The organism is Neolewinella lacunae (genome assembly GCF_014349155.1).
Classification (GTDB): Bacteria; Bacteroidota; Bacteroidia; order Chitinophagales; family Saprospiraceae; genus Neolewinella; species Neolewinella lacunae.
On sequence record NZ_JACSIT010000040.1, the window covers coordinates 34,325 to 50,637 of the forward strand.

A 16,313-nucleotide genomic window follows, 5' to 3' on the forward strand; every position below is an offset into this window, starting at 1 on the left:
TTTTTAGTTCATAGTGCATAGTTCATAGTTCAGTAGCGGGCGGCCTACTTTACTCCCTTCCCCCTTTAATCCCTCCCCCCTTTAGTCCTTGACTCAGAAGCGCCAAATCACCTGCCCGCCCACTTCGGTGCGCCGGGGCAAGCCGGTGGCTTCCAGGCCGGTGCCGACGGTGGTGCCGTCGTTGAAGAAGGTCTGGGCGATGCGGCCTTCCAGGGTCAGGCGACGGATGCCCTTGTAGCGAAAGAGGAAAAAAGTGCGCGTTCCCCGGCCGTAGTAAGGCACGACGCGGGCGTTGTAGAGCAGGCCGTTTTCGTACTGGTAGAAGCGAACGTCAAACTCATCGGTATCGAACAGGGCGAAGCGGGTGCTGATGCTCCAGGGGCCGCGGGGCCGCCAGTGGAGGTCCTGGTAAATCATCATGCCGGTGCGGCGGCCTTCGCGCTCGTCGTCCGTGAAGCCAGCGTCGAGGCGGCTGCGCCATTCCAGGGTGGGGCTGATGTTGTAACCGAAGTGCAGCCGTCCCTGGAAGCGGGTTTGGGGGATGACGGCCTCCAGGGTCGGGAATAAATCGCCTTGCCCGCCGATGCCTTTGGTTTCGGAGCGGAGTTCGAGGTAAGCTTCGAGCTTGCGTTTTTCCCAGTAGGTGAGGCGGAAGCGGTATTCGTGGCCCTGGTCTGGCCCATCGACGTTGAAGCGGAAGTAGGGGAAGCGGAACAGGTCGTAGTAGGCATTGATGCGCCAGTGCCGCCCGGGCCGCATTTCGAGGCCGAAGTAAAGTCCTTCCTCATTGCGCGCGCCGCTGCCTTCGGCGAAGGGATTGGCGTTGAGGGCCTGGTAATCCCGCTCGTAGCGGCGGTAGACGGCCGAGAGATCGACGTAGCGGTCCAGGCCCAGCATCAGGCCGTGCAGCTGGGCGGTGGCACCGTTGTCGGAAGCGGCCACTTCCCCGAAGAAGGTAAAATTGCGCAGGCGGTAGCGGTAGTCGAGGCTGGCGTTCTGCAGGTCGGTGCCCCGGAAAAAGAAGCGGTTGTACACCTGGTCGCGGATTTCCAGCGGCCGGCTCAGGTGTTCGCCCAGGAAGTTGAGCCCCAACTGCAGGCGCTGGCTGGCCCGCAGGCGAAGGCTGCCGCCGTAGCTGGTTTGCACGACGGCGTTGCGGTCTTCCACCTCACTGGGGGTGCGGTTAAGGCCCGTCAGGTTGAGGGAGGTGACGCCGAGGAGTTGCTCGGGGTCCAACTCCGTGGTGTCCTGGACGGAAACGAGGTTGGCCGTGCGGCCGCGCCGACTGCCGAAGACGGTAAGTTCCAGTTTTTCGCCCAGTGCCAGGGTGGTGGCTGCGCCGCGCATGAAGTTGAATTCGCTGACGCTCGTGTAGGGCCGCAGTACCGGTCCGCCGCGCCCGACGTTGGTAGACTGGATGCTTTTCCCGAAGCCGAAGCCGGTGTAGAGGATGAGTCCCTGGCCGAAGCTGACGTTAAAATCGCCGAGGGCGACGGCTTTGACGTGGCGGTTGATGCCGCTCAGGAAAAAGTGGGCGCTGTAGTAGTCGAAGCCCCGGCGGGCGTTGTTGGCGGAAAAAAAGGCTTCGCCCGGGTCCTTTTCGGCCGTGAAGCCGAAGCTCAGTTTATTGCTGTAGCGTTGCCGGAAGCGGAGGTAGAGCCGGTCGGGGCTGCCGAGGTAATAGTTGGTGCCGTCTTCGGGGCCCAGGGTGTAGCCGCGGGCGGTTTCCAGGTTGCGTTGCCAGCGGGTGAAGAGCTCGCGCTCTCCTTCGGCGAGCATGCGCGCGAACGGAATTTTGATGTCGTCAAGGTCGCCGCCCACCCGGACGTAGGGCACCAGGCGGCGGATGCTTTCGAGGTCGAAGCTGGGGATGACCTGCAGCTCGTAGATGCTCAGCAGGCCGTTCATCCGCAGGCGGTAATCGAGCAGCTGGCTGATCTGGATGGGGCTCAGCAGCAGGGTTTCGGCCAGGTCTTCGTAGGTCGCGCGGTTCAGGTCCAGCGGCCGGCGGCGGTAGGCGCCCAGGACGGTGAAGGCGGCGTTGAATTCAAATTCGTCGCTCTCATCCCCCGTATTGGCAATAAAATCTTCGATGAGTTGCTCCTGAAACTCCACCCCGTCGTCAATCCGGGCACTGTCCGTCTGCGCAGACAGTAAGAGGCTCCCCAGGAGCAACAAGGTACAGAGAAATGGGCGCTGACGCAGGTGCAAAGAAGGGGACATGGAGCAAAGATAAGGTACCGTTGCCGCTCCAGGTATTGTCGCAGCTTCAGGTATTGTCGTGGCTTTAGCCCAACCCTGGACCGCAGGCTCAACCCTCAGGTACTGTCGCTGCTTTTAGGGCCTTCGGCCGAGGGGGTCGGGCTAAAGCCACGACAATACCGGCGGCGCAGGGGTCGGGCTAAACCCCGAGAGGTGGTCGGGCTAAAGCCGCGACAATACCTTCAGCGGGGGTCGGGCTAAAGCCGCGACATTACCTTCAGTGCCCTTACTCGTGGCTAATCTCCACCATGATGGGCACAACGGTGCCCTGGGCACCGGGCTTGACGGTAAACCCTACTTTTCCGGCCTCGTAGCTTACCATCTTGGGGTCAATGAGGGCATTGCCGAGGGCGGCGGAGATCTTGGCGGTGAGTCCGCCGGAAGTGCTGGCCATGCGGGCCAGCAGGCTATCCACGTCCAGGGCCTGCTGGCTGAAGAGCACGAGGAGATAGTCGGTCCCCGGGTTATCGTCCATGCGGATCACCTTGGTATCGCTGGGGAAGGCCAGGACGGAGTTGCTGCCGACCAACGGAGAAACCTGAGCGTCGTAGGGAAAAATCTTGTTGACTTTCTGGGTCAGGTCGGTAGCGAAAGCGTAGACATAGCCTTCTGCTTTGGTATTGAGGTAGAAGCGGAAGCGGGTGCCCGAGGGGTAGGCCGAAGCCATGCGGTAGGCCGAAAGTTCCTTGCCAGCCGGTGCATCGTCTTCCACGATCAGGTTGCGGGTGGAGATGCGCACTACTGGCATGGGCGTTCCCGTGTTGGTTACGAAGTCCATTCCGCCGGCGGGCAGGGCCTCCGCTACGGGGGCCGGGGCAGGCGTGGGCGAGGGGGCGGGCGCGGGCGCAGGTGCGGGGGAAGGTGGTGGCGCAGGAGCGGGGGCAGGCGCGGGCACCGGATTTTTAGCGAAGGGGAAAGCCTGGTACGCCCCGTAGCACAGTGCCCCAGTGGTGGCGTAGGGTACCCAGATGAATCCGCCGTCTCCCCAGTTGGGTCCCCAGGAATTGAGGTAGCGGAAAGCGCCGCCGTACTTTTCGTCATCGTAGCCCACAATGACCATTGCGTGGGAGCCGTGCTGGGTGGCCGTTGCTTCGGCGGGCAGAGGGTACCAGACCTCTTTGCTGGAGTGGAAGCTGTTGTAGAGGGTGTGGCTTACGAGTACGGGGTAGCCCTCGGCGAGTACCTTTTTGATGGCGGTGATTTTTTCGTTGGGGTCTACGCCTTCTTTGGCGAAGAAGAGGATTTGGAGGTCGCGGATTTTGGCGCTGGAGGCCTCCGCCATCAGCGGATCGAGCATGCCGAAGCGTTGGTCCTGGCTTCCCGTCAGGCAGGTAAAGGGCAGCGTGGCGTAGCTCGGCACGCCCAGTTCTTTAAAGACCAGGAGCGACCTCGCCGTGGCCAGTCCTTCAAAACATTTGTCGTCGCCCTCCTGCTTCAAAATTTCGTAGACCCAGGTGGGGCTATAGGCTAGTTTATCAATTTCGGCGCGGTTGGTGAGTCCGCGCTGCTTGGCTTCAATGATGGTGCGGAAGTGGTAGGCAGAGCTCCACGCTGCGCAGGTCATGTACTCTCCCTGGTCTCCGGGGGTTGGGCAGTACTGTTCCAGGCTGGCGCGGGGTGGGAGCAGGGAGCGCGTGCTGGTTTTGGCCTTAAGGGGCAGCGAGTTGTAAAGTTCGGCGTCAAAAACTTCGCCGGTGGGGTAATTGCCTTGGGCGAAGGTTACGAGGGGCAGGAAAAGGAGCAGGAAGAGCGCGAGTCGTTGCATGTTCAGGGATGAATTTTAAATCAGACCAAATGTAAAACCTAATTTGAAAAGTCGGCGCACTTCAAAGCTTACAATTGGCGCGAACGCCCGCCAATAAAGTGGTGCGGGCTTCCACGCTGGCCCAGCCGATGTGGGGAGTGAGCAATAGTTTGCCAGCGTCGCGGAGAGACATAAAAGGGTGATCTCCGGGGATGGGCTCGGTGGAAAAGACGTCGCTTGCAGCGCCGGCCAGGAGTCCTTCCTGCAGCGCACGCACGAGGTCGGCTTCGTGGACAATGCCGCCGCGCGCCACGTTGATCAGGTAGGCCGAGGGTTTCATTTTCTGTAATTGGGGATAGCTGATCAGGTTCCGGGTGGCATCCGTCAGGGGGCAGTGGATGGAAATGACTTCGCAGGTTTGCAGCAGTTCGTCGAGGGCTACGGCGGGGTACGGCTGGTCGGTATTACGGCCGGAGGTGGAATGATAGACGACTTCCGCCCCGTAGGCGGTGGCCAGTTCGGCCGTCCGCTGGCCGATCGCGCCCATGCCGATGATGCCGTAGCGGGTGCCCCGGAGTTCGTAGAAGGGTTGCCGCCAGTACGCAAAGGCAGACTGCGCGGCGTAGGTGCCATCGTAGACGGCCTGGTGGAGGTGCAGGAGGTCCATGGAAAGCGTAAAAAGCAAAGCCAGGGTCAGCTGGGCCACGGCGTTGGTGCTATAGCCGCTGACGTTACGGACGGGAATGCCCCGGCGGGCGGCGGCTTCGTGGTCGATGTTGTTCATCCCCGTTGCGGCTACGCAGATGAGTTTGAGGTCGGGCAAAGCTTCCAGTTCTGCCGCCCCGAGGACAACCTTGTTGACGATGGCGATGTCGGCACCGCGGAGGCGTTCCACCGTTTGTTCGGGCAGGGTGCTGGGGTAGGCGGTGAAGGTGCCGAGTTGGTGGAATTTGGCGAGTTCGTTGGGTAGGTCGGCGACGGTGGCGGTGTCCAGGAAGACGATTTTTGGCATGGGTTGGGGGCTGCTTGCGCAGCTTTTTTGAACCACTAAGTACAGGTTTTTTGGGCTCCTGCGGAGCTTTTTTTGAACCACTAAGGGCACTAAGAACACTAAGGGCACTAAGTTAGATAAGGCTACATTTCCTTAGCCCCTCTTCGTGTTCTTAGTGGTTTAAAAAAAGCGCGAAGCGCAAAGTAAAATTGCTGAGCCCCTCTTCGTGTTCTTAGTGGTTTAAAAAAAGCGCGAAGCGCGAAGTAAAAATTGCTGAGTCCCTTTACGTGTCCTGAGTGGTTCAACCCAAAGGGGAGAGAACATTCCCAGCCGAAAAGGGCTTATCTAGCGAGGACGAGGTGGCTGTCCCGGCTTCCATTGCTCCTTGTCCCTTACTTTGCACCTGCGGCCGCGCCCAAATGGGCAAACCGCGCCGCTGCTTTACTTTTCGCCTGGCCCGCAAGCGCCGCCTGTACGTTTTCCTGAGATGCCCCAACCGATGCGACCACTCTTCTACCGCTACACTTTCCTTGCTTTTTTGCTTTTGTGCCTGGGTACTTCCTTGCGCGCGCAGGAGGCCGAAGTGCACGGCACGGTAACCGATACCTCGGGGACGCCGCTGATTGGGGCCTACGTGCGGGTCGTCGGTTCGGTGGTACGGGCGGCGTCCGACATTGACGGTTACTACGAAATTGAGGTTCCGCCTGGCCGCATTCGCCTGATTGTCAGCTACATCGGCTACGAAAATTTTGATACGGTGCTGGTGGTTTCGCCTGCGGACCGCGAGATTCCGCTGGATGTGGTGCTGACCGACGCCTACGCGAGCGCGGGCGAGGTGATCGTTTTTGGCCGCCGCGCCACGGGGCAAGCCCAGGCGCTGCGCAACCAGCAATCGTCGCTGGTCAACCAAACCATCATCCACTCCGAGGTTTTCAATAAATATCCCGACATCACGATGGCCGAGACCGTTGCCCGGATGCCCGGCGTGTCCATTATCCGCAGCGTCAGCGAAGGGGAGCTGGTGCAGGTGCGGGGTTTGCCCGAGCAATACACGGCGGTGGACCTCAACGGGCAGCGGCTGCCCACCGTACAACCCGAACCGGACCAGACGGGGAGCCTGGACATCATCCAGAGTAACCTCGTAGAGGAAGTCCGGGTCATCAAAGCCCGGACGCCGGATATGGATGGCGACGCCATTGCCGGAACGGTCGACTTCCGCCTGCGCCAGCCCGAGGAACGCTTTGAAATCCTGCTGCAAGCGGGCGGGGGAGCCAACTTCGGTTTCCGGGATAACCCCGACCAAAAAGCGGGCATCACCCAGCTGGCGGCCGTACTGAACTCAGAGCTCTCCGACGAAAAAGTTTACGCCCTGGCGGCGGGCAGTTACCTGCGGCAGGGGCGGGGCAACCGCACCTTTTATTACGACTATACGCCCGACGGAACACCTTTCGCGGCCCGCCCGGCGGACACCGACCGGCAGACGACGCGGCAGGGTTTTGTAGGAGCGGTGGAGCTCCGCCCCAGCATTTACAACCGCATGCGCCTGAGCTATAACTACTCCGGGCTGGTGGAAGACCTCGTCAATCGCCAGCTTTACATTACCAACGAAAACGACGAAGCCAGCGTTGGGCGGAGCACGACGGCCTGGACGACCCGACGTGCGCTGGCCCTGGTAGCGCTGGAAGTGGAAAATAACTTCCCGACGACCCGGATCGACTACCAACTCAGTTTCAGCACCAAGCGCGAGGACCTGGAAGACCGTACCCGTGCCCTGTATTTTAGTCCGGCGGGTTCCACCCCCACCCTGGCCAGTGCCACGCTGTTGGAAGCCACGCCGTACAGTGCCCTGGCCGGGCAAGCGCTGGAACTGACAACCCGCTTGCAGGAAAACATTGCGTTGGACGAAGACGTGGCCATCTTCAGCATTAACCTGACCCAGTACCTTTCCGCCGCGAAGACCAGTTTCCTCCAGTTGGGCGGACGCTACCGGAGTAAGGACCGGTCTTACGGGGTATTCAGCCCCCTGGAAAGTCCGGCCACGGGCGAGCCCACCACCCTGACTCCGGGTACCTTCGGTGATGCTCCCCCCCTGCTGGCATCCGCGCCTGACCTGCGGGAGACCCCGCCCGCCTACGCGCTAAAGGAGCGCATTGCGGCCGCCTACGGGATGTACGCGGCCAATTTCAGCAGCAAATTTTCCGGGACGATGGGCCTGCGCTACGAATACCTGCGGCTGGAGTCGGCAGAAATGGATTTGGACAGTAGTAATTTCGATTATTTTGACATCTTGCCCAGCCTAAACCTTACCTACCGCTTCCGCCGCGACCGGCAGGTGAAATTCAGTTACTACCAGGCGGTGGCCCGGCCGAACTACGCCATTTACCGGGCGGGGCCCGATTTGCCGCTGATCTCTCTTGATCAATTTACGCAGGGCAACCCAGACATTGAACGGACGCAAAGCCGCAATTTCGACCTGGTTTTTGAGCGCTATGGCCGGAGCGACGGGGTACTGACGGCGGGGATTTACGCCAAGTTTCTCGACGAGCCCACGCTGCAAAGTTCTGCCACGCGCTTTAGTGAGGGCCGGCCGACTTACCACACGACGACGATCAACATCGACCGGGCGGCGCTGGCCGGTATTGAGCTGGGCTTTTACCAAAACCTCGATTTCCTGAAGCCGGGCAGCGACCTGCGCTTTTTCAACCTCAATGGCAACTACAATTTCAATGCGCTGAGTGCGGAGAGCAGGACCTTAAACTTTGACGGCTTCACCCTCCCCCAGGCTCCGCGGCAAACCGCCAACCTGAGCATTGTCTGCAACAACCCACAACAGGGGCTGAGCGTAGTGATTGCGGCCAACTACCGGGGTAAGATCTTCGACCGTTTGCTGGACGATCGCCCCGTCTACCGCAACGCCCTGTTTTCGTTGGACCTGGCGGCCGACTACGAAATCGTTAAAGACATCAGCCTGTATTTCCGGGCCAATAACCTGACGAACAATACCTTCGAGGAATACCTTGGCGAGGCGGGCGAAGACGGGGCCTTGTTGCTGAGCAGCAGCCAGTACGGCACCTGGGGAGTGGTGGGGGTGCGGTACCAGCCGGGGCGGTGATGTTTCTTTTTGAGGTTGGGGTATTTGTCTGAATTAGGATTTATTGGATGCTAAAATGGGTAAGAGTTTGTCTAAAATTTATAAGAACGAATAATCAATGACTTATGGTTCTGCCAGACAAAAATTTGCGCGCATAGTGAACTACGTGCATTTTTTGTGACGCCAGGTTCATAGCACGGAGTATTGCGTAGCAAACTGCTTGGTTATCAGGAAGAAAAAATTTAGACAAGCTCTAAGCCCTGGCTGAAAGTGTCCCCACCCGAAGGTCCATGTTTCGAGTGGGGATACCTTCAACCGGGCGTTTATGGAAGCCCGCCCCCAAAAACCTACTGCCTCCCCAACAAGCGCCGCGTAGCCATTTTCCCCGCAAACTCAAAGACGTAAATCCGCAAGCCCCGGTAGGCACCAATTTGCTGGGTGGTGTTTACCGGCACCGATTGCCGCTCGATCAAGCGCCCACCCAGGTCAAAAACGCTGACGTTTGCCATACCCGCCGCATTGGCTTGAATGGTGTAAGTCTCCGAAGTAATGCTTACGTCCAGCGGGGCAACCCTGCGCGGGCCGCGCGTGGAAACCGGAAAAAGACCGTTGCTCACCTGGTACAGCTCCCTGCCGTAGAGCGGATTTTCGTGGTTACTCGTAAAATAGACCATACTATCCAGCACGGCCACCAACTGGAGATCGTAGGAGGAAAAGACGTCCGTTGGACCCGTATGAAAATTGGTAAGCGTTCCCGTGGCCAGCTCGTAGCGGTAAAAAGTAGGCCCGTTGCGGAAGTTCAGCCCGGTAACAAAATAGACATTTCCGCTGTCGTGCAGTAAATTGGAGATGCCCCTGAATTCCCCTTCCAGCAAGACGCGGGTGCCAGCCACCGTACCATCCGTAATGGTCAAAATCTCCGGGTTGAATGCCCCGCCGTTTGTCAACCAAATCAACAAACTATCCACTTGAAGCGAGGGATATTCCTGGCGGGCCGTAGCGGTAAAGCGATCCGGCCCCGTGGTGCTGATTTGGAAGGGTTCGTTGAGCGCGTCAAATAAAAGATAAGACCGGTTGCCGTCAAAACCTACCCGCAAGCTATCATTAATGGTATACCAACGGCTGATGAATAAAGCGCTGCCCGTTGCCGTGTTGTAGCGCTGCAAAGTGTCTACCCCATTTTCATAGCGGTAAGTTCCCTTGCGCCGATTACTGGTCGATTCGTAGGAAAAAAGGAGATTTCCGTTTACTTCCCGCAGGCCAAACGCCTGGTCAAAACGGGATATGCTGGGCAGTGGGGCTAAGCGCGCCAAGGTGTCTGTCGCGAGGAATAAACCACCATTTCCCAGGTCGTTTATATTGAAAAATGCGACCCCGTCTTGGTAGGGCGTAAATGATCCTCCTGGAAAATTATCGTCTTCCGTGCTTATGATAACGGACGTCGCCAATTGCGTCGCCACGCCGTCTTTGTAGCGGTGCAAAACGCCTTCGGAGACCACATACAGCGCGCTATCGGCCCCAAAAGCAAAATCGGGGATGCGGGAAGACAGACTAGCCGTCGTAGGGCTGGGGTCAAAAAATAAATCGGTGCCTTCGGGGGTACCGTCGGAAACCCAAATGGTGGGCCCCTCCGGACTTATGGCCGAAAAATACACCAAGCCACCGAAAGGCGTTAATTTCCGGATGCGGCCATCCCGGTCGCCCGGAAAAACGTCTTTCACCAGCGAAATGGAATCATCTTTAACGAAGTAAAGCTCCTGCCCCGTAGTATTATCCCCTGCTACCACCAGCATCCCATCGGCAATGGGGGCGGTCCGCTGCCCCAGGCAGAGGAAGCACTCAAAAGCCCCCTCGGTGCCGGGGTTTAGGTCGGTGACGAGGCGCAACTGCGCAGAAAGCAATCCTGCAAACAACAGGAAAAAAAGTACGTGAAATTGTTTCATTCTATTGAGGTTATTGTGAAACTTTGAAAGTGGGTTAAAAAATAGGGTACCAACCGCAAGGTGTTTGGTTGGAGGCCATTTTATATTATTCCGGCGCGGCCGCAGGTGCAATGATAAGTCTTTAAGGAGCAGTGCAGCACCCTGCCCCTAAAAATTGTCCTCACCAAAGGGGGCAACAGTCCAGCTTCAAGCTGCTCCATTATCCCGTTCCCGGCACCTGCGGCCGCGCCCAATTAATCACCTAAAATCACTGCAGCACTACCCTACCCGTTCCCGTCGCTCCATCGGCGCGGGTGACCTGAATAAAGTAAATCCCCTTTTGCAAGCCCCCCAGACTCAGCGGAAAAACAGCTTTTTCCAAGCCTTTTTCCTGGCTGGAAAAGGCCGCGTGCTGGTACCTTTTTCCCGCCGCATCGATGATGTGGACCGACCAATTTCCTTTCCCTTCCGCACCCTGTAGCGGGAGGCCAGTGGTCGTCACTTCCACCTCGCTATTCGCCGGGTTCGGACTCACGCTCACCAGCAGCGAACCTTCGGTGAGGCCCTCCACCGCTAGCTTGGCTTCGATCGTGGGTACCAGATCAACCGCCAGAAATTTCGAGCACGATGGGAAGCGACTGGGAAATACCGAGATCTCGTAAAATACATTGCACAGGCCGCCGATGGTCAGGTCGCCATATACCTCCGTGTACTCAATTTCTTCATCGTTGACGGAATCGTAAAGGCGGACCGTAAAGGGCCCAGCCGTTCCCGTCGCTCGCACCGTAGCGCTGCCGTTGCAACTGATTGTGGAGGAACTGTGCTGGGTGGTGAGCACCGTAATTTCTGCGGCAAGTGGTCCGTAAACGGCCAGCAAAAGGCCCAGGGAAAGTAGTATTTTCATCATCATATTTTTAATAGTCAATTATTTTCCAAAGATTCATCCAGCAATTTGCTTTGTAGTACAGCGTGCGTCAACATAAGCGGTGTGGATAAAATCTTATTTTTACTGAAGCAGTACGGTGCTTGGAAAGAGGTCGCTTTTGGCCATCGCTTCCTCCGTGAGTCAATACTTGCATAGAATGAGATGCTTTTGAGCGAAAACTCTAGTGCTGATAAACATTTCTTTAACGTAAAAAGAATGGTGCTTGGGTCACCCCTCTCCTGTGGAGAGGGGCCGGGGGAGAGGGCCCAAATCCAGCACAGGAACCCCCACCCGCAGCCCAATCCAGAAGTTGTTTTCGTAGTAAAAATGCCCATCCGTTCGGCTGTAGGTAAATACCGCGCCGAGGTTGCGCAGCGTCAGTATGCATTCTTTCCATTTTCGGCGGGTAAGCCCAAATTCCGCCATAAAACTTTCTGACGTTCCAGGCACACTGTTTTTTATGACGATGTGGATCCGGGCCAAGTTCCGCAGCATATTGTATAGGTGGACCGGAAAATCCTCGTCTCCCTTAGGAAGGGCGGGCAAATCCGCCAGGAAGCGTGCGTCTTCATCGGCCGTACTGGGCAGGTGGCTGGTGCCGTAATCAAAGTGGAAATCGTTCGCAAAATAATAGCGGCGCACGGAACGGCAAAACTGTACATCCGCGCCCATGCCTTTCATCAGCCGGTGGTAACGGAAAAGGTGTCGCTCCGATATGCCTAAGCGCTGGGCAAATTCCGCACGTTCGAGCTTTGATTTTCTTTCCACCAAAAGACAGGCATCTCGGAAATTCTCAATGAGGTCTGCGTGACGTTTCATCAATACGTAGGGTTTATTTAATAGAGAGGGTTAATTGGGGGATCTTTCACCGCAGCAAAAGAAAGGACAGCACGGCCTCGCCACTGGGCAAGGTATTTGGGTTTTGATCATTTAATCACCAAAAGCAATCGTCTCTCCACACACCCCTGAAAATCCACCCCAAAAGGCCTATTCCAGATGCTGACCAACATGTTTGGCCAGGCGTGTGCAGCAGGTGCCCGATTGCTTTGGCGGGCTTACGCTTATGGATGCAATATAGTGCTTTTGGGGTGGGGTGTGCAAGGGGGGAGGGGATATTTTTATTTTTTGAAATTGTGCGTGTGTGGGGGGGTATGGTCTATTCCATTATTCAACATTCAACTTGAGCAGATGGCAGATCAGTCCATTGCTGGGTTTTGGGTAAGAACGCTTTAGTTTTGGGCTAGTTTATAGTTGAACTACCCAAGCTCTGCGATTTTTCGCGTGCTCTTTTTTCGCCTCACTGCCCCAAAAAACCTCGATGACACTTAGGCGTCACCTACGTTTTTTGGATTGTGAGGCAAAAAAAATAGCTTCGCCAAAATTTCGCATTTCTTGGGTGGTTCAACTATAGACTGATCATGGTGATGGATAAGATTGATTTTATGGGGTTCTTAAGGGCTTGCATCAATATTCTTTAATAAGTTCGACCCTTAGCTCAGTTAGTTTTCTACCCAATATATATTCCCCTTGTAATGGCAAGCGGAATATTAAGTAGAATTATCCAGGGCAATATTACCATTTAAAGGAGAGATTACTTCATCCCTAAACCCATATTTATATATATATACCTCATCAATCATTAATGACGAAGCAAAAACATCTATTTCTTTTTCTACAAGGCACTCTAACTCCTGTAAAAAGCAAGAAAGGTTGTCTCTGTTTATTTTTGCAGCTATTGCTTGATCTGTCTCAATATATTCCCAATAAAAAGTCGACTCATTAAAAACAGGATAATGATTTAAATCGAAAAACGCATTAAAAATAATATTGACAATTAAAACATATCCAAATCTCTCATCTTTTTCAATAGTAATGTTAAATCCTCCACTTTCTGTAAAAACCATTTCTGTAACATCATGGATTTGAACATAAACAGGCACATTAAAGGATAAATCGATATATGGGTCAGCTTCTAGTGGAAACTTTCTTAAAATTATATCTTCCCATTTAACTTTTACCGCCTCCTCAGACGGCACTTGAATACTTCCCCGATAAAAATTAAACGATGGATAGAATTTATTTAGTAAAATCAACAAATTTACTATCTGATCTCTTTTTAGTCCATCGTTTAAATAAAAAATGATTCCAAAAATATCATTTTTGAAGGAGTGGATCATATCATACGCATTCTCAATTCTCATATTAAAATATTTAATTAATAAATGTCAGTCCATTCCCTAGTTAAACTACTCCATTTTAACCATCCGTCTTGAGCCTCGATATATAAATTTTCAACAATGTCTGACCTAACCCCTGGATCGGCAAGAGCAGATTCCCATCTTCCTCGTACATAACTTTTTGTACTTTGCTTTGCAGTAATCATACCATCTATTTTATTATTTAACGAGCCTACCCAGCCCTCATGGCTTTCAACAATTCCATCATTAAGATTATTTGCTTTAGATATCAATTCTCTTAATGCTCCTCCCTCATTGCCTCGGCCAGCTGTCTTCAATGACAAGGGATTACCACCCTCAATCAATGCGTCGATTCCAGGAAAATTTCTACCATTCTGTGGAGATTTATCTAATCCGACCATTCGCATTTTAAGTTTCTCTCCTAAAGATTCTAATTGGTCAATTTCGGTGAGGCTTGGAATTCCACTCTCGTTAATATAGTCGACCCACTTTTTACCCTCAACTCTTTTTCGGGTCCACTTACCAAATTTCAAGTTAAAGAATAAATCAAGAAGCTTGTTAAAGCAGTTACCTGTATTATGGACTACAATTCCAGAAACACCCACCAAAAAATTATGCCACCCCTTCACCTCCAAGTTCCATACCGGTGTCACTCCGAGAGAGCGAGCCTTTTCGGTCAGGAAGGCGGTACCACTTCTGGTAAGTACTTCTTCTCCAGCAGTCAATTCCCCCGCCAACCGCCAATCCTGAGCGGTAACGGAATAGATGGGATGATTGTAAGTTACCCCCAGTGAATCACCGTTGTCAAAGCGGAGCGTCCAAACGTCATTGGATCGGTGGGTAAAGATAGCAGTTACGGGTTGAAAACCAAAATCGTCGTCAGGGTTCTCGTCCACTGGACGTTTTTGTGGAAGGATATGGCGGATGGAGGTGACGTGAGCGGGGCCGGAAAGACCTTGCTCAGGCAAGTTGAGGTGGTAAAGTTGACCAACCTCCGCGATACCCTGAACTGCCATCCATTCCTGATGCAATGCTAAGCGGCAGGAAGAACTACCATTAACCTCTGCAAACCCTACTTCGTACCAGTTGGTGCTATCCAGTTCATAGTTATCACGCTGCCGCTGTTGGGCAGAGGTATATGGATCATAGGCCTCTGGGTCATCCGGCTGGTTGATTGTTGCATGCGCAACGACATAGTCGAAGAGTTGAACTGAGTCAATCGGAACAGGGGCCGCGGCCAGCAAAACGGGCGTTCCCGCTACAAAACATCCGCCGAGTGCAATCTTGCAAAACAGGCTTTTAGCATAAGCAACGGGATTTTCCGGAAGTCCATCTAACGATCTTTTCAATACCCCTGAGAAAATTTCATCGATCAACGCTGCGAAGCTTTTATCGTTTAAATCATGAAATTTTTTCAAAAATTTTAATATTTTGGGTAAAACCTTTGCTCCAGCCTTTGCCCCTAATCTTAGTCCTATACTCGTACCACCACTAAAAAACGCTAAAATAAGTTCAAAAGCGATTATTCCAATGTCATAAGCAGGTCCAGCATCTCCAACTAAAAAATCACCAACCCAACTTTTAAAACTTTCTATTATTTTTCCTAGAATCCTTTTTATAGAATCTACATCCATTTGTTGCACGATAGGATAAATTGTTTCATAAACTTCCACAGCTTGATCCCAAAGCTCTTTCACAACATCTTTTGCATCTGACGATACTTTATATAGTACGGATTTTACAGATTCATGCTCAATGTAGTGTTTGTGAAGACTGCCGAGATATATCCAGGCCCGTTTAAAAAAATTGAGCTTCTTTTCGGCTGACTCATATAACAATTGGATGGTCCCTAAAATCCCATCAAACAAGCCAATTGCAAACCCTGCTTCAAATTGTGAAAATGGCAAAAAATGATTATTCTTCGCGTAACATAGGAGACAGGCTTCGCCCCAATTCCAGCTCGGGCTACAATCTGGAGTGGTTTCACACAATGCTTTGGCGACGCCGCCATCTTCTTCCTTTGCGGCAGCCTGGGTTGCTTCAGGATACCAATTAAGTAGCATTTGATCAAAAAGGTAATTAACAATACGCTCTGACTCTTCTATGCTTAGATTACTCTTTGATTTTATTCGTACAGAATCGGCTGCATTATTGACTGAGGCATGGTGGAGCCAAACAACTATGCGCTCTTGGCTCATCTCGAACTTTTGATCCGCTGCATCCATTTCTCCAATGCTGTTAAGGTCATCAGTTACAATATAAGCATAGTCGAGCCCCTCAACAATTTCAGATGGCAGAGACAGAGCCTGTACACCTGCCTTAATGTCGTTTTCAAGTAAATAACTATTGCCACCTTCCGTCACTTCCAATCCTGCGAAATCATGAATTACATTTCCGCCAAAACGTATTGGAGCGGAAGGCGGACCACCTACAGTTCTACCCATCTGCTCTGAAGGGTCAACTGCCATAGCTATAAATCCCGCTTTTTCCCAAGGGTTATTTAATACCAAGTTCCCAGACTGAATCTGCCGAACAAAGTCCAATAATTTAACAAGACCTGCTTCCTCGGCCCGCGCATTATGTCCAATGCTGTTGCTTTTGTTAGCTGCTTCAGCGTTTATTGAAGTAAGAACTTCGGCTTCTATGGCGGATCTTTGGATGACAGTAAGCGTGGAAAATGGTCCAGAATCTGGCAATACAAGCTTTACTCTGTAAGTTAATTTGTTGTCACTCTGGTAATTTTTAGCAACGAGATAAAAAAAGGTTCGATTCTCTGCTTCATATTGGCTTGCCCTAGTAAACGCCTGATCAAAATATTGCTGTTCGAACGCAGCCTGCATGATAGACCAATAATCGTGACCAACAACATCAAAGGAAGGCGTATTAATTAAAGCTTTTAATTCGCAAGCCTTTTGGTATAACCCATGGTCGTAAAGAGAAACCCTTGAACCGTTCATATTGAACTTATCTTCATGAACATAACAGTCCTGCTCAGCTTGCCCCTGAGCAGAAACAAATTCTCCGCCCCCCAAAAACAACAACAATGTTGTAAAAAATTTAATATTAGCGATTAGCCAGAGGCAACAGGGCTTACAGGAAATCTTGATGGGATTTAATTGCGCGTATTTCATAATGATAGTTGTTATTTGCTAAAGAGGGGATGGTGACAAGCCCTCGGGG

General features: G+C 53.2%; 9 protein-coding genes. 1 reads left to right on the forward strand and 8 read right to left on the reverse strand.

Features of this window, described 5'->3' with window-relative positions; translation table 11 throughout:
• Window positions 1–93 precede the first annotated feature (93 nt).
• From H9S92_RS01705 to H9S92_RS01715, 3 genes are all read right to left on the reverse strand, one after another.
• Window positions 94–2,223 carry a ComEA family DNA-binding protein gene (locus H9S92_RS01705; RefSeq protein WP_187464997.1) on the reverse strand — a complete coding sequence of 710 codons (2,130 nt, stop codon included), beginning with the start codon at window positions 2,221–2,223 and terminating at the stop codon, window positions 94–96.
• 265 nt (window positions 2,224–2,488) lie between these two features.
• On the reverse strand, window positions 2,489–4,027 hold the full coding sequence (locus H9S92_RS01710; RefSeq protein WP_187464998.1) for a DUF4384 domain-containing protein: 1,539 nt from the start codon (window positions 4,025–4,027) through the stop codon (window positions 2,489–2,491).
• Between the two features lie 61 nt (window positions 4,028–4,088).
• A complete protein-coding gene (locus tag H9S92_RS01715; protein ID WP_187464999.1) occupies window positions 4,089–5,018 on the reverse strand; it encodes an NAD(P)-dependent oxidoreductase in 930 nt (309 codons plus the stop codon).
• A 478-nt stretch (window positions 5,019–5,496) separates the two neighbouring features.
• Between H9S92_RS01715 and H9S92_RS01720 the strand changes: the two genes are divergently transcribed.
• Window positions 5,497–8,109: a TonB-dependent receptor gene (locus H9S92_RS01720; RefSeq protein ID WP_187465000.1), complete on the forward strand. Its 2,613-nt coding sequence runs from the start codon at window positions 5,497–5,499 to the stop codon at window positions 8,107–8,109.
• 326 nt (window positions 8,110–8,435) lie between these two features.
• Here H9S92_RS01720 and H9S92_RS01725 read toward each other — a convergent pair whose 3' ends face one another.
• From H9S92_RS01725 to H9S92_RS01745, 5 genes are all read right to left on the reverse strand, one after another.
• A complete protein-coding gene (locus H9S92_RS01725) occupies window positions 8,436–10,031 on the reverse strand; it encodes a hypothetical protein (RefSeq protein ID WP_187465001.1) in 1,596 nt (531 codons plus the stop codon).
• Between the two features lie 247 nt (window positions 10,032–10,278).
• On the reverse strand, window positions 10,279–10,920 hold the full coding sequence (locus H9S92_RS01730) for a T9SS type A sorting domain-containing protein (RefSeq protein ID WP_222935935.1): 642 nt from the start codon (window positions 10,918–10,920) through the stop codon (window positions 10,279–10,281).
• Window positions 10,921–11,163: 243 nt separating this feature from the next.
• Window positions 11,164–11,754 carry a hypothetical protein gene (locus H9S92_RS01735; RefSeq protein WP_187465003.1) on the reverse strand — a complete coding sequence of 197 codons (591 nt, stop codon included), beginning with the start codon at window positions 11,752–11,754 and terminating at the stop codon, window positions 11,164–11,166.
• Between the two features lie 728 nt (window positions 11,755–12,482).
• Complete coding sequence (locus tag H9S92_RS01740; RefSeq protein WP_187465004.1) at window positions 12,483–13,136, reverse strand: hypothetical protein; 654 nt, start codon at window positions 13,134–13,136, stop codon at window positions 12,483–12,485.
• 14 nt (window positions 13,137–13,150) lie between these two features.
• On the reverse strand, window positions 13,151–16,264 hold the full coding sequence (locus H9S92_RS01745) for a Hint domain-containing protein (RefSeq protein WP_187465005.1): 3,114 nt from the start codon (window positions 16,262–16,264) through the stop codon (window positions 13,151–13,153).
• Window positions 16,265–16,313: the final 49 nt, after the last annotated feature.